Source organism: Parasphingorhabdus pacifica, from assembly GCF_054779195.1.
Genome location: NZ_BAAGYS010000008.1, coordinates 41,918 through 55,808 on the forward strand (window position 1 = coordinate 41,918; position 13,891 = coordinate 55,808).

11 protein-coding genes are annotated in these 13,891 nt (G+C 62.7%); 5 read left to right on the forward strand and 6 right to left on the reverse strand.

Features of this window, described 5'->3' with window-relative positions; genetic code table 11:
- Positions 1-393: 393 nt before the first annotated feature.
- Entirely contained in the window at positions 394-564 is a 171-nt protein-coding gene (locus tag ACYVAN_RS11915) for a hypothetical protein (RefSeq protein WP_460958799.1), read from the reverse strand.
- A 596-nt stretch (positions 565-1,160) separates the two neighbouring features.
- A complete protein-coding gene (gene brnQ, locus ACYVAN_RS11920) occupies positions 1,161-2,519 on the reverse strand; it encodes a branched-chain amino acid transport system II carrier protein (protein WP_460958801.1) in 1,359 nt (452 codons plus the stop codon).
- Between the two features lie 968 nt (positions 2,520-3,487).
- Here brnQ and ACYVAN_RS11925 point away from each other — a divergent pair.
- Positions 3,488-4,696 carry an NAD(P)/FAD-dependent oxidoreductase gene (locus ACYVAN_RS11925; protein WP_460958803.1) on the forward strand — a complete coding sequence of 403 codons (1,209 nt, stop codon included), beginning with the start codon at positions 3,488-3,490 and terminating at the stop codon, positions 4,694-4,696.
- A 208-nt stretch (positions 4,697-4,904) separates the two neighbouring features.
- Here the strand turns inward: ACYVAN_RS11925 and ACYVAN_RS11930 are convergent, their stop codons facing one another.
- Both ACYVAN_RS11930 and ACYVAN_RS11935 read right to left on the reverse strand, forming a co-directional pair.
- Complete coding sequence (locus ACYVAN_RS11930; RefSeq protein WP_460958805.1) at positions 4,905-6,089, reverse strand: NAD(P)/FAD-dependent oxidoreductase; 1,185 nt, start codon at positions 6,087-6,089, stop codon at positions 4,905-4,907.
- 47 nt (positions 6,090-6,136) lie between these two features.
- Positions 6,137-7,477 (reverse strand): MFS transporter, encoded by a 1,341-nt coding sequence (locus ACYVAN_RS11935; protein ID WP_460958807.1) that lies wholly within the window; start codon positions 7,475-7,477, stop codon positions 6,137-6,139.
- 63 nt (positions 7,478-7,540) lie between these two features.
- Between ACYVAN_RS11935 and ACYVAN_RS11940 the strand changes: the two genes are divergently transcribed.
- Positions 7,541-8,338: an IclR family transcriptional regulator gene (locus ACYVAN_RS11940; RefSeq protein WP_460958809.1), complete on the forward strand. Its 798-nt coding sequence runs from the start codon at positions 7,541-7,543 to the stop codon at positions 8,336-8,338.
- A 437-nt stretch (positions 8,339-8,775) separates the two neighbouring features.
- On the opposite strand, the gene ACYVAN_RS11945 is transcribed toward ACYVAN_RS11940, so the two are convergent.
- The gene (locus ACYVAN_RS11945) at positions 8,776-8,907 is read right to left on the reverse strand and encodes a hypothetical protein (protein ID WP_460958811.1); all 132 of its coding nucleotides are present in this window, start codon (positions 8,905-8,907) and stop codon (positions 8,776-8,778) included.
- Between the two features lie 314 nt (positions 8,908-9,221).
- Positions 9,222-10,010, reverse strand: a complete 789-nt coding sequence (locus ACYVAN_RS11950) for an IclR family transcriptional regulator (protein ID WP_460958813.1) — start codon at positions 10,008-10,010, stop codon at positions 9,222-9,224.
- Between the two features lie 109 nt (positions 10,011-10,119).
- Here ACYVAN_RS11950 and ACYVAN_RS11955 point away from each other — a divergent pair, with 109 nt between their 5' ends.
- From ACYVAN_RS11955 to ACYVAN_RS11965, 3 genes are all read left to right on the forward strand, one after another.
- Positions 10,120-11,454 (forward strand): MFS transporter, encoded by a 1,335-nt coding sequence (locus ACYVAN_RS11955; RefSeq protein ID WP_460958815.1) that lies wholly within the window; start codon positions 10,120-10,122, stop codon positions 11,452-11,454.
- Complete coding sequence (locus ACYVAN_RS11960; RefSeq protein ID WP_460958817.1) at positions 11,454-12,632, forward strand: NAD(P)/FAD-dependent oxidoreductase; 1,179 nt, start codon at positions 11,454-11,456, stop codon at positions 12,630-12,632. The genes ACYVAN_RS11955 and ACYVAN_RS11960 overlap by 1 nt, the downstream gene beginning before the upstream one ends.
- Before the next feature lie 273 nt (positions 12,633-12,905).
- On the forward strand, positions 12,906-13,766 hold the full coding sequence (locus ACYVAN_RS11965) for a proline dehydrogenase family protein (RefSeq protein WP_460958819.1): 861 nt from the start codon (positions 12,906-12,908) through the stop codon (positions 13,764-13,766).
- The last annotated feature ends 125 nt before the right edge of the window (positions 13,767-13,891 follow it).

Sequence of the window (13,891 nt, forward strand, 5' to 3'; positions counted from 1 at the left end):
GGGGCGGCAACAGCCTCGTCAGTCGAGCGATGCCGTGGCGCTGGTGCTCACTGGCGAAATTGATGGACGAGGTTGCCCATGACCTTGGCGTCTATGGCTCGCCCGCGGAAAACTGCGTCAAGCAGGATCGCATCGATCGCGGCGAGCAGGAGGGGCCCAGCAGCGAGGTGCGCACTCGGCTGTGGGAGTGCGGTCAGGAGCAGCGAAGTTGCATGGGGTGTGACCGCTGAAACGAGCCACTGTCCTCTGGGTGATGGAGTTGACCGGGTGACCCGCTAACACTTCGTCGACCCCCAGGCCGGCCGGACGGATTCCGGCGAGGTGCGCATCTCCCGTCGTGCGGCGTCCAGTGGACGTTCAGCGAGTTAGCCCTACTGTGTATCAAGACTTGGACTACGTCGTTCGCTGCCGCACGGAATCCATGTAGGCAGCAGCGTTGAACAGCATGCGAGCAGTGGTGCGATCGAATGGATCATCCGAGTCCGCGAACCGCTCGTACTCACGCCACAGTTCGCTGACGTGCTCATGCATGTTGGGGGTGGGCTGGGTGAGCGTCTGTGTCATAGTCGTCGTCCGCTTCTACCGACAAAACCAGGGGTGTTATGCCTTGAGTGTAAGGTATTACGTCCTACTGTGATACCGAAGCGATTACTGGTCAAGGCGAAGCGTTGCTGTATCGGTGCAGACCGTAAACAGGTCTGATGAGAGGTTCCGTCGAGGTCCTCATGGCTTGGTCGGAGGGCGCAGGGTCCATGGGTCAGCTGTGAGGGCTCGCGGTAGCACGATCCTCCAGCGTCGAGGAGGGGCAAGTCGTCGGGAGGGCTAGTCACGTAGAAGCCAGCCCCGGGGGCTCCCAGTCCGGACGGACCGGGAAGCTGATGTCGTGGAGCAGGCGATGCGCTGATGTGTGCTCGGCTGCGGTGTCCGAGGCGGTATTCCCCGGTCTCGGCTGCGACGAGTCCTGTGCCCAAGCCGCGGCCACCTCGGTAGCGGTGAGTGGGCCGCTCTACTGCAGCCCACTCACCACGTCGTCGACTCAGAAGCTCGTTCCCGCACGATCGTCAGCTCTGCGCCGTTGTCGTAGGAGTGGAGTCCGAGACGAGAAACAAGGTCGACTCGGCCAGCTCGTGAACGTTCGTCCCGCCAACCCGAGGGTCTCGTCACGAAGTGGCGACCGCATCCTCCGACTCGAACTGCTGCGCCGCATCCTTTCGGAACGTGCCGACGCCGAAACCCGCGACGGCCCCGATCAACGCTGGCAACACCCAGCCGCCACCGTCCGAAAACAACGGAACGAACGCAAGCGCAGAGTTGATCTCGTCAACGTAGATGTCGGCCGCCTTGATGGCATCGAACACAGCGACCACACCCGCTCCGATCATCGCTCCGACGTAGACGGAGCGGTATCCGTGAAAGTAAGTGTTCAACAGTGACAATAGGATCAGGGTGATCGCCAACGGGTACAACAAGGAAAGAATCGGAGCCGCCAACTCCAGAATTGTGTTCAACCCGAAGTTTGTGATCAGAATTCCAATTCCCGCGAACGTGAACACCCAGTTCCGGTATGAGATTCGCGGAGCGGCTCGGCTGAAGTATTCGGCGGAAGAGGAGAGGCAGGCGACATTTGTCGTGACCCCGGTGAGAAAAATGACCGTTCCGATCATGAGTACGCCCGCATACCCGAGAAGGTGGTGTGCGGATTCGGCGAGCACGACGCCACCGTTGTCGCGGTACCCAATCGCTCCGACGCTCGTGGCGCCGATCCAGGCGAGCGAAATATGCAGGACCGAGAGGCCGATTGCTGTGATCACGCCGGCCTTGATGAACACCCTGGAGAGTTCTCGATTCCCACGTACTCCGATAGCCTTGATCGACTGGATGAACACGCCTCCGAAGACGAATGCCGCCAGCGCGTCCATGGTGAAGTAGCCCTCGGTGAATCCTTTCAATAACGCCCCCTCGGTGTACGGCGCGACCGCATTCTGAGGCTCGCTCATGGGGGTGATCACGGACTTGATCACGATCACCGCCAGGAATACGGAGAACACCGGCGTTATCAGCTTGCCCATGCGGTCGACGAACTTGCCGGGGTTCAAGGACAGAAACACCGACAGCAGGGTGAACACCACCGAGAATCCGAACAACACCCAGCGACCGGATTCATCCGGTATTTCCAAGCTCGGGCGAATGGATATCTCGTAGACCACGGATACTGTTCGGGGGATCACGTACAGCGGACCCAGGGTGAGAAAGAGCAAAGCGCCGAATATCGATGTGAATCGCGGATGTACGCGGTCCGTGAGCACCTCGACGCGCCCTCCAGCACGTGCCAGCGCGACGATCGCAAGGAAAACCAGCCCCACGCCCGCCAGGAGAAACCCTGTCATGGGTATCCACGTACGAATACCGGCTTGCTGCCCCACCATGGGGGCAAAGATCGTGTTCCCGGCCCCGAGAAACATCGCCAGGAGCATCAGGCCGATGGCCAACAGCTGGAGCGGATTCAATTTGGCGGTCATGAAACCCTCCCGCTCCGTGGCTCGACGGTTTCGCACTGAGGCGTTGCCGGAGTCCAGCCCCACGCCTTTTCGGCGCCGACGCTCCTCGCGGGAACACCGTCGATAGGTGCGAAACGTCCGGCGTATGCGCCGCGCCTCGCCGCGCCGTGCCTACGAACCATGATCGGCCCTCATTCCGTTCAGGATTGTGCAAGGTGCGCTCGCTTCGGTGTGGCCGCACAAAGGTGAGGCTCCGCAGTTGGGTCACTCGAGCGACCGAACGCGAACGACCTTAGGCATCGTGTGTGACACCTTACACATCGTCAAGGGGTATGGCACGAGTCACATCGACCCTTCCCAGGCTTCGCGCGCCGCCGGTCCTCGTCAACGTCCTTGCTCTGGTCGATGGTCACGTTAGGTGCGTAGCCGGCTGCCTCCTGGGTGGCAGAGTGTGCGGCCCTGTGGAGGTCGGTTCGATGTCTCGGCTGTGCGCGCCGGATGGCCACGCGTGAGTTCCCCTGTGGGTTGCCGCGTTGGGGGGGGCGATCGCATCGCGCGACGGCCTGGTGCGCCTGAGTTCATTCAGTCGGCTGCCTCTGATCCGCGGGTTTTGAGGCTCTTCAAGCGGGCTCGGTCGCGCAACCGCGACAACGCCGGTCACTCCACCTGTGGTGCCGAGTGACCTGAAGATGATTCGCGTTCGCGCGGGCTGTATGCGCCTGTTCATGCAGGTCGGCCGGCTCGTGCGGCGTGCATTTCGCGATGGTCATGTCTCACGGATAACGCGGGACAACGTTTGACCACGGATGCATAAGGTGTAAGGTATAACCTCAGGCTGGAATGGATGAAGGCAAACACGATCGGCGAACAAAACGTGTCGCGCTTCGATCGTCGTCGCTGATCGGCGCCCACCGGCCCCGGCCACACCATTCAGGTGGACCCCACCTGGACGGCGAGCCACTGTTCTCTACACAAGGTTGATCAACGGCATGAGTACTTCGAACGCGGACATCGTCATCGTCGGCGCCGGAATCGTCGGGGCAGGGCTGGCGAGCGCACTGAGTCGACGGGGTGCCGACGTGGTCCTTGTAGACCCACATATCGGCGAAGGGGCGTCGGCCGGCAACGCCGGAATGGTCGTCCCGAGTTATGCCACCCCCATGTCCACCCCTGAGAATCTCAGGACTGCAGTGCGGTCGTTCGGTAGCCGATCGGCGGCCGTGAACTTCGCGTGGCCGCTCGGCGCGCGGACCCTGGGGTGGATGGGTCAGTTCGCATTGGCCTGCCGAACACGCCGGGTGAAGCGGGACACGGCAGTCCTGCACCGTCTCGCGAGTGAGAGCCTCCAGCTTTACAAGCAGATGTGCGATGAGGGACTCGATCTCGGGGTGCGCGAATGCGGTTGGCTGTGGCTGACGACCGACCGAGCCGAAAAGTCCTCGTTGACTCGGACCGTCCATGGACTCCGGGAGGCAGGCGCCGTTTGTGAACAGATGGGCGCCGACGAGGCGCGCGAGGTGCAAGCGGGGCTCGGACCGTCGGTCGCGGGTGGTGTGTGGTTCCCGCACGAGTCGGTGCTGGACCCTGCGAAAGCGACTACCGCCCTGATCGAGGATGCCGTGGAACACGGCGCCCGCGTCATCCGGGAGGAGGTCGTGGGTGTCCACCGCGAGGGCACCGAGGTACGGACTGTTCGAACGAGGTCACATGTCCTGTCTTCCGACCAGTTCGTTATCGCCGCCGGGGCGGCGAGCCGAGATGTGGGTAGGTTGTTCGGCGTTCGCGTCCCGATCGAACCTGGTTACGGATGGAGCGTCACGCTGGACGACCACGCCGGGGTTCTCCGGCACGCGCTGATGTCGGTTGAAGACCATGTCGTGATCAGTCCACTTCCGGGCCGCGTGCGCATCACCGGCGGTATGCAGTTCGGCGGTCGTGGTGGAAGCCGGCCACGGGATAGTGACGTCAGAGCCCTGAGGGTTGCCGCCGAGACCGTCATGCCGCCACTGGGTGATCTCCCCAAGGAATCGGCGTGGCAGGGGGCGCGCCCGATGACCGCGTCCGGTCTGCCGATCGTTCGGCGCGCCGGCGCGACAAACATCGTCATCGCTGCAGGTCACGGACCGTTGGGCATGACTCTTGCACCGTCTACGGTCCGGGCGGCCGCGCGGGAACTGCTGGGCGGATCGATCCGCTAGGGCAACCGAGGCGTTTCTGCTCGTCCGGTCCAACGCCGTAGAGCATCTGAATCTCATACGATCCGGGGTCTCGGTGATACTGACGGATCGATCGCTCTGCGGCATTCAACATTGCCGGGTGCGAGAAGGCATGGTGAATCCGCCGCCGCGAGAAGTGGTGCGCGGAGCATGATCGGACCTCCTGACGGGGCTTATGCCTGCATCGGTCTCAAGATTCGGCTGATACTGATCGGTAAGAGCGGGTCATTTCACGCATGCTGTCGTCGAGGGCCTCGGTGTGCCCATTGGTCGCGCGATCGGCGCGATAGCTCGAGAGAAGATCGGACCCTCCGCTCGAGACGATGTCTTCGGCGACGCTTTCGGCCAGGGCAGGGGCAAGATGGATGCCACTGTGTGTGACGACGTGGTACAAGCGTGGCTCGTTCGGCGTGGCCCCGATGATCGGCAACCCATCAGCAGGGACGGGGCGCACACCCACCTTGGTCTTCAGCGCCGCGGTGGACGCGTGATGAGGTAGTACGGACGCGGCAAGGGTGCGCAGTTCTTCGGTCAGTGCGTCGGGGACGGGCGTGGTGGCGTCAGTGCCCTCGGGCAACTGCGCGTCGAGAGGGTAGGAATGCAGACATAGACCTCCGTTTCGTGTCGGACGGAAATTGATGGTCCAGAGCGTCCAGATGGAATTGATATCCAGCCCCGGGACAGGGTCAAGGTAACCGATCACGCCCGGAAGGAGTTTCAGTGGCAATTCGGCGCCCGTGAGAGTCGTCAGCTGTCCGGCGCCGGCTCCGGCGCAGTTGATGACGAGGTCGCCGGTCCATACCCGCTCGCCCGACCGCACTCCGGCGAGGGTGTTACCACGGTAGTGGAGATCGGTGATCTGAACACCCTCTGTCAGTGTCACACCCTCGCGTTTGGCTTGCGCAAGCAGACTGTCGATGTAGGCGCGTGTGTCATACCAACATGCTTGCGGATAGACTACCGCGGTTGCTTCACCTGCCGGGGGCAGACGCAAGCCTGGGGCCAACTCGGCCAGCTCGGCGATATCGACAACTGTGGACTCGTATCCCCATTCGAGCAATCGCTCGCGGCGGCGTAGCATCACATCGCGATCGTATTCGTTGGTGCCCCATTCGACTGACGGTGCGGGGAAGCGCCACGAGGGTTGGCTGAATTCCTTGTCCAACTGCTCGTGCAATGTCGCGCTGTGCTTGGCCAGTTCGAAGTAACTGTGGGGAGTTTTCCGGGCGGTAATATCGATCGCGAATGTGGTGTCCGTGGTTCCCATTCCCGCGCGGCCACTGTCCAGAATCTGAACGGACAGACCGCGTCGAGCGAGATTAAAGGCCACCGAGACGCCGATGACACCGGCTCCGATAACGACGACGTCGCTCATTACATGCTCTCTTTGGTGGCTGGAACAGTAGATCTTTTCTTGTGTGATTACTGTGGTTGGCTGGCTTCGGAGAGTTCGAGGTTGGTGGTTTCGGGGGCCCACATGATGGAGATGATGAGACCCATGACGAGGACGGCGCTTCCGAGGAGCATGACAGGGCCCGTGCCCCAGGCGTTCATGCCGACGGGTAGGAGGAATGTGCCGATCGCGGCGCCGATACGGCTCATGGCCGCGGCGAATCCGATGCCGGTGGAGCGAATTTCGGTTGGGAAGATTTCGCTGGGGTAGAGCATTTGGAGCACGGCGGAGGCGGCGTTGAACAGGGCGAAGATGATGAAGCAGGACACGACCACGGCGGTGGGGGCTTCGCTCCAAAGGCCGAGGCAGAGCAGGCTGAGGGCGGTGACCGCGAAGGGCCAGATCAGTAGTTTGCGTCTGCCGACCTTGTTGATGAGGGCGGCGCCGATGAAGCTGCCCACGAACAGGAACATGTAGAGCAGGATTTCGCCGAGTTCGGCACCGACGTTGAGTTTGAGCCCGTCCAGCACCTGTGGCAGGAAGGTGTAGATCGCGAAGAACGGGGTGACCTGTGCCATCCAGAACAGGCTGGTCAGAGCGGTCTTTCGCACGTTGGCCGGGGAAAACAGCGCGCTGTAGGCGGTGCGTTTTTGCGGTTCGGCCAGTAGTTCGTCGATGTCGCTCATGCCGAGGTAGCGCTGGGCGATGTCGCGTGCCTTGGCTTGGTGTCCCTTGCTGGCCAGCCACCGGGGTGATTCGGGCACGCCGATCCGGGCGACGAGCATGACCAACGCGGGCAGCGTGCTGCTGGCCAGGATCCAGCGCCACAGGGTGCCGTCGTGGGGAAGTAGTGCGGCGGCGGCGACGCCGGAGCTGGCCGCGACCGAGAATCCCAGGTACCACCACACGATCATCCCGGCGAGCATCGGGCCGCGGCGTTGTTTGTTGGCGAATTCGGCGATCAGGGCCCCGGCGATCGCGTAATCGGCGCCCACGGCCAGCCCCATCAGCAGACGCACGACCAATAGCTGGGCGGCGTCGGTGACGATCAACTGCAGTGCCGAGCACACCAGGAACGTCACGAGGGTGAACAGGAACATCTTCTGCCGGCCGATCTGATCGGTCAGCCGTCCGAAGATCAGTCCGCCGAAGAACAGGCCGATCAGTGACGCGGAGCCGATCAGGCCTTCCCATGAAGCGGTCAGTCCGAGGTTGGTGCTGGCCAGCGGCAGTGCCACCCCGATGACACCGAGGATCCAGCCATCACAGAACTTACCGCCCGAGGCACAAAAACCGATCCGCGACTGAAACCGATGCACCTGTTTCGTGGTCGGCATAGTCTCCGCATCGTCCGCTAACGAGGTTGACATGGTCACACCTTCCCGTAGAATGAGAAGCGTTCATGGTGAGTGATAAGCGGTAAGGTAGGTCACATGGGTGAAGGTGTCAATGGCGCTGCGGAACATCGGCAAGTGCCGAAAGGTGTTGCGGCCCGGGTGGCGATGGTCCTTGCGGCGTTCGTCGAACGCGGAGGAGAGGGGGCGCTGACGGCCAGTCGAATCGCGCGAGACACCGGCTTGTCCGTGCAGACCGTCCATCGGATGCTCGGAGACCTGGCCGGGACCGGACTCACCATGCAGGATCCGCACTCGAAGCGATGGACACTGGGTCCGCTCGCTCTTGGTCTTGGCGGGGCGGCAAGCAAGCAGATTACGCTGCGCGACGTCGCGCGTCCGTACTTGGAGCGAATCACCGAGGCAACCGCGGAAACGTCCGTTCTCGCCTTGCGCGACGGAACTCACGCGACGTATGCCGACTTTGTCGAGAGCCCGCACCGGCTGGCCCTGCGCGAGCACGTGGGCATGCGACTACCGTTGACCACCGGCGCCTCACGGCTGGTCATTCTCGCGTACCTACGCTCGGAAGAGCGACAGTCCATGATCGACGCTCTTCATGAAGCCGGACATGTCACTGATCCCGTCCAGTTGCAAGAAGAATGCGCGCGGGTGCGCCATCACGGTTACGCCGTCTCTCGCGGCGTGATCACAACCGGCGCAGTCGGGCTGGCGGCTCCGATCCTTGTCGCCGACTCTGCGGTCGGAAGCCTCATGCTTGCCGCCCCCGAGGTGCGCTGCGGTGAAGAGGACGAAACACGCATCGCGAAAACCGTCGTTGCCGAAGCCCACAAACTTTCCACCGTGTGTTCCTCCCATCCGGCAGAAACCTCGTGATCATCAAGCGCGTATGCGCGTTGGCTTTTCGATGGTCATCCGTTCTGGAAGGACTTGAAAACCGTTCTGCGGCTATCCGTCGACACCGGCATCGCGTCCGCAGCGAACTGCCGCGATGTCGACAAACTTCCGGGATGGCGATGCCGGGCCCGTTGCGTACCGCCTCGGCGACCCGCGTGACTTCACTGAGAGAGCCGTGCGTCCCGGTGGAAGGCGAGGTTCAGGCCTCGGCCGTATTCATGGCGCCGATCGACCGTTCGCAAAATCGTCGACCACGATTGCGCGCTGCGGGCTGAGCAGTACGAGACAGCGTTCCCAAAGCACGCCACCCCGACGGGCTTGCCGGAGGAGTGCCAGACTTACCCGTCGGAACCGAGAGCTCCCGGCTCAGCGGTAGTGGTGTGCGCGGCGAGAACAGTGGATCTTGGCGTTTGGCATCACGCGCCCACGGCGCTGTCCTCCGCCGACAGCAGCGAGTCGACGTCGCCGGTGTACCAGCCATCGCCCGCGTGCGGAACATGCCCGATCGGCACGGTGATCGGAGTGTGACCTGCGTAGGTGTAAGGCATGGCCTCGGCGTCATAATCGTCTTGCCTGGGCAGCCCCGGCGGGGGTGATGACGCCGAGCGTGGTGAGTCCAACCAGCAGTGCAATGGTGCGCTTGCGCATACCAGTGACTCCTGTTCGTCCCGCGGATTACTGGGGCACGGTCACGTGGCCAGTGTGGTCTCGACACCGGGTACATAACGCAAGAAACCACGGCCTCCCCACCACGACAAACACCTTGATCATGTCGGATGACACCCAACAGCGGCACGGTGTCAACGAGACCGTCTGCCGGAAGCAGACCCGGCCGGTGATCGGGGGAGCAAAACGCATCGAGTCAGTTCTCGGGCTGAGATCGGCAGACGTTCGAAAGCTTCCGTGCTTCCGTCATAAGGGTCGCTGCAAACTCGGGTTCGTCTTCTTCGTGGCAGCGGATTTCGGGTACGGCCAGCATGAGGCTTGCGATGGCGGAGTTGCCGACTAGGACTGGGGCGGCGAGGCCGACTGCACCGGTGGTGATCATGCCGCGAGTTGCGGCGTAGCCCTGTTCACGGACTTGGGTGCATCTGAGTTCGAAGTCGTCCGGATCGTCCAGGTGGCCGGCTTGATGGAGAGCGTCGATGACGGAGTGGCGTTCGTGGTCTGCCAGGAACGCGAGGATTACCAGGCGTGAGGCTCCGGTAGTGAGGGGGAGCCGCATTCCGACGTACTCCCGTAGGGCAAGTCGGTGCGGACTTTCGACCAAGTCGGCGTAGGTCGCGTGGAGGCCGTCCCGAAGGGCGAGGACCGAGGTCTCCTCGGTGTGTTCGGTGATTCGCTCCAGATGGGGCCGTGCGACTTCTCGCAGGGTGATCTGCTTGCTTGCTGCTCCACCGAGGCCGAGTGCGAACGGGCCGAGGGTCCAGCGCTTCGAGTGCGTGTCCTGCATGGTGAATCCGGCCTCGGCCAGGTCTCCAAGCATGCGGTGGGCAGTTTGCACTGACAGGCCCGTGTCTCGTGCGATCTGACTGGCACTCAACGGCGCGGAGCCGCTTTCGATGAAGGTCGCAAGGACGCCAGCGACCCTTCCGACAACACCCTTGGGTGGCGCAGGGCGTGCCTCTGCGCCGTTGACAGCTTCACCCATGTGACCTACTTTACCGGACTAACGCTCAGCGAGAACAGTTCCCATTGTACGGGAAGGTAGTTTTATGTCAACTCCCCTCAGTGCTGCGGGGCCGCCGACTGCGAGACAAGTGCGTCGGTTTGAGACCCGTGTCGGTTTTTGTGCCTCGGGCGGCAAGTTCTGCGATGGCTGGATCCTTGGCGTGATCGGAGTGGCCTTGCCGCTGGCGAGCAGCGGACTCGGCCTGTCGCCCTCCTGGGAGGGCCTGATCGGCGCCGCATCGCTGATCGGTTTGTTCATCGGCGGCCTGATCTTCGGTTGGGTCACGGATCAGGTCGGTCGTCAGAAGATGTTCCTGATCACGCTCCTGACCTTTCTGACCTGCTCACTGCTGCAACTGATCGTCACCGACGCGGTGCAGCTGCTCGTGGTCCGGATCGTGATGGGGCTTGCCGTTGGAGCCGATTACGCGATCGCTGGTGCACTCATCGCGGAATTCGCCTCCAAACAGCGCCGTGGCCCGATGCTGGCCGGCATGATCGTCTGGTGGTACCTGGGCTTTTCCGTTTCTGCGAGTCTCGGGGTGGTGGCGACAGCGGTTCTTCCGGACGATGGATCTCTGTGGCGCTGGATCCTGGCCAGCAGTGCGGCTCCGGCCGTGGTGATGTTGATCAGCCGGATCGGCATCCCCGAATCTCCGCGGTGGCTGGCAAGCAAGGGGCACGTGGCCAAGGCGAGGGATATCGCCGAACGATACCTAGGCGCCGAGGCCGACGACGACATCTTCAAGGAGCAACCGGCGCAGGCCAGCTATGCTTCGCTGTTCTCGGCCCGTCATGTCCGCAAGACCGCGTTGACGAGCCTGTTCTGGATGGCGCAGGTGGCACCGTTCTTCGCGATCTACACCTTCTTGCCCCAGGTGTTGCGAGGGCTCAACATCGACGTCGGCGACACCCTGGGCGAAATCCTGCTCTACGGATTCCTGTTCATCGGTAGCTTCGCCGGTGCCGCGCTCATCAACCGCGTGGGCAGGCGCAGGCTGTTGATCCTGCCGTTCGTTGTCACCGCTCTGACCCTGCTGTGCCTTGGCGTGTGGCCCACGGCTCCCGGCGCGGTGGTCGTGGTTTGCTTCATCACGTTCGCACTGTTCAATTCGGCATCGGGTGTGCTCCAGATGCTGTATCCGAGCGAGATCTTCCCGACCGAGATCCGTTCGACCGGCATCGGTTTCGCCGCGGCCATGAGCCGTATCGGCGCAGCGGTGGGGACCTTCCTGCTGCCGCTCGGTCTTGATGCGTGGGGCGTCGGGCCCGTCATGTTGCTCGGCTGCGCCTTTCTCGTGATGGGACTTGTGGTCTCAGTGGCGTGGGCCCCAGAAACCACAAACCTGGAACTGTCCAAGGCGAGCGCCGATCCGTCCAATTCGGACACGCGCGTGCCTACCGCAAAATCGGAGAGTATGTGATGAGTGACGTTATTGTCGTTGGCGCGGGAGCCATTGGGGTCTCTGTCGCGTTCAGCCTCGCGCAGCGCGGGATGTCCGTGCAGCTCCTGGAAAGTGGTCGAGCCGGCTCGGGTACGACGGGAACGACCTTCGCGATCGACATTACCGCGCGGAAGACCCCCCAGTGCTATTTCGAGCTCGCGTTGCGCAGCGCCGAGTTGCACAGCGAGTGGAACGAACGCTTCGGGAAGCCGGAATGGCGCTTTCCTGCTCCGTCGGTTGAGTGGGGAACCAACGACTATGACCGCAACGTCATGCTCGGCCGCCGTGATCGGTTGATGGAATGGGGCTACAAGTCGGAAGTAGTCGACGTTGCTGATCTGGGGGACCTTGGTTTCGGATTGCGGCTGCCGCCCCGCGGCGAAGGCACTGCGGTGGTCTACCCGCAAGCGAGCTGGTATGACCCGGATGCTTACGTCAGCAGTCTGCTTCTCCAGACCCCACAAGGGGGTGTGACCCTGAACGAAGGCGTGGAGATCACCGGCCTGCATTACCGCGGCGACACTCTCGCGGGCGTGCGCTCGGGCGACCGTGTGTGGGAAGCCGATTATGTCGTCAACTGCGCAGGTTCGTCCGCCGGCCGGATCGCCGAGATGGCCGGAGCGAGCCTGCCGCTGAACCTGATTCCCGGAATTATCGGCTACCTCGAACCTGTGCCCGGACTGTCGCTGGAGTCGATCTGGTCTCTGTGGACGATCAACTTCCGGCCTACGCGCAACGGGGGACTGTGCTTGCACTCGTACCCGCTCGATGCGCAACTTCCCCCCGGTAGCGATGCGAACACGCCGGTGCCACGAGCGCTCGCGGACGAGCTGCGGACGCTGGCCGAGCCGCTGCTGCCCGAGCAAGCAGCTGAGACCGGGCTGGTTGCCGAGGTGGGCGTGCGCCCGGTCCCGGCGGACGGATTGCCCATCGTGGGAGCGGTGCCGGACGAACCTCGATTGTACAACGTGGTGACGCACAGCGGAATCCACCTCGCGCCCGCCCTGGCAGAACTCGTCGCCGCCGATCTGACGTCAGAAGGCCAGTCCCCAGAGCTCGAGGCTTACCGGGCTGACCGTGCGGTCAACGGGCATACCGAAGCACTCGACGACAGCATGCGCGAGATGACTCGGACGTACGAAGCCGGCTCCGCATAAGTGCCTGCTACGGCGAACGAACACGGTGGTTGAAATGAGGAGATCACTCATGGATACCGCTGCTAAGAGCACTCGACCGGATCGGATTCGTGCGCGATCCGAAGCGGTGCTTCTATCCGCACTATCAAGGAAAACCTTGCAGGACCGGCCGACTCGGGCCTGGTTCTCGTTGCATGGCCCGACCGCACCTTGGAGGGTAAAATTATGCTCCGCGCACCACTACTTGCGGCAGCCGACTCACCGCGTGTACGGCGGATCGTTGAGATCACGCCAGTGACCAAACCGCTGATCAATCGCTTCGTCGCGGGTACCAAGATCAACGATGCATGTACCGCGGCTTCCGAGTTGACCAGTTCCGGCCGCACGGTGAGTTTGGATTGTCTCGGCGAGGATGTTCACGACAGCGCCGCAGCCGAGCGCATGGTGGCCGACTACACCGCTCTGCTGCGACAGCTCAGCGCGACCGGACTTGCGGCATCCACTGAGGTGTCGGTGAAACTCACCGCTCTCGGCTTGCTGCTTGGTACCGACGGGGAGCAGGGGGCTCTCGATCGAGCACACCGCATCTGTGCGGAAGCGGCGGAAGTTGGCACCACTGTCACCATCGACACGGAGAACCCGGAACTTGTGGACTCGATCTTCCGGATCGGTCACAAGCTGCGGCAGGATTTCCCCTCGGTGGGAGCTGTAGTGCAGGCGTACCTGCGCGACAGCGAACGGAGGTGCCACGAGCTGGCCGCCGAGAACGCACGAGTGCGGCTGTGCAAGGGTGCCTACTCCGCATCTGCTGATCTGGCGTACCAACGTGGTCCGGAGATTGATCAGTCGTATGTCAGGTGCCTTGAGATCCTCATGCGTGGAGACTCGTACCCGATGATCGCCACGCACGACCCCAAGATGCTCGACGCCGCCGATCGGCAAATCAAGGAGTGCGGGCGGAAATCGGACTCGTACGAGTACCAGATGCTCTATGGCGTCCGGCCGGAAGAACAGAAGAGGCTGGTCTCGCGTGGGCATGCCATGCGCGTCTACGTGCCCTTCGGAACCGAGTGGTACGGATACCTCATGCGTCGGCTCGCGGAACGGCCGGCGAATCTCGCCTTCTTTGTCCGATCGCTTCTGACCAAGTCTTGATCAATACGGGCGAGACGGATTTTTGCAGTGTGATTTAGCGCCTTCTTGTCGGGGGGGCCGAGTGCGCTGCGAAAGACTGCGGTTCCTAGATCGAACGTCGAAGTCGAATGCGCCTTCTGAGGTGC

What these genes read in the sequence shown, in the direction of transcription:
- ACYVAN_RS11915 (WP_460958799.1), bottom strand. Translation starts at nt 564, where the DNA reads ATGACACAGACGCTCACCCAGCCCACCCCCAACATGCATGAGCACGTC.
- brnQ (WP_460958801.1), bottom strand. Translation starts at nt 2,519, where the DNA reads ATGACCGCCAAATTGAATCCGCTCCAGCTGTTGGCCATCGGCCTGATG.
- ACYVAN_RS11925 (WP_460958803.1), top strand. Translation starts at nt 3,488, where the DNA reads ATGAGTACTTCGAACGCGGACATCGTCATCGTCGGCGCCGGAATCGTC.
- ACYVAN_RS11930 (WP_460958805.1), bottom strand. Translation starts at nt 6,089, where the DNA reads ATGAGCGACGTCGTCGTTATCGGAGCCGGTGTCATCGGCGTCTCGGTG.
- ACYVAN_RS11935 (WP_460958807.1), bottom strand. Translation starts at nt 7,477, where the DNA reads ATGTCAACCTCGTTAGCGGACGATGCGGAGACTATGCCGACCACGAAA.
- ACYVAN_RS11940 (WP_460958809.1), top strand. Translation starts at nt 7,541, where the DNA reads ATGGGTGAAGGTGTCAATGGCGCTGCGGAACATCGGCAAGTGCCGAAA.
- ACYVAN_RS11945 (WP_460958811.1), bottom strand. Translation starts at nt 8,907, where the DNA reads ATGCCTTACACCTACGCAGGTCACACTCCGATCACCGTGCCGATCGGG.
- ACYVAN_RS11950 (WP_460958813.1), bottom strand. Translation starts at nt 10,010, where the DNA reads ATGGGTGAAGCTGTCAACGGCGCAGAGGCACGCCCTGCGCCACCCAAG.
- ACYVAN_RS11960 (WP_460958817.1), top strand. Translation starts at nt 11,454, where the DNA reads ATGAGTGACGTTATTGTCGTTGGCGCGGGAGCCATTGGGGTCTCTGTC.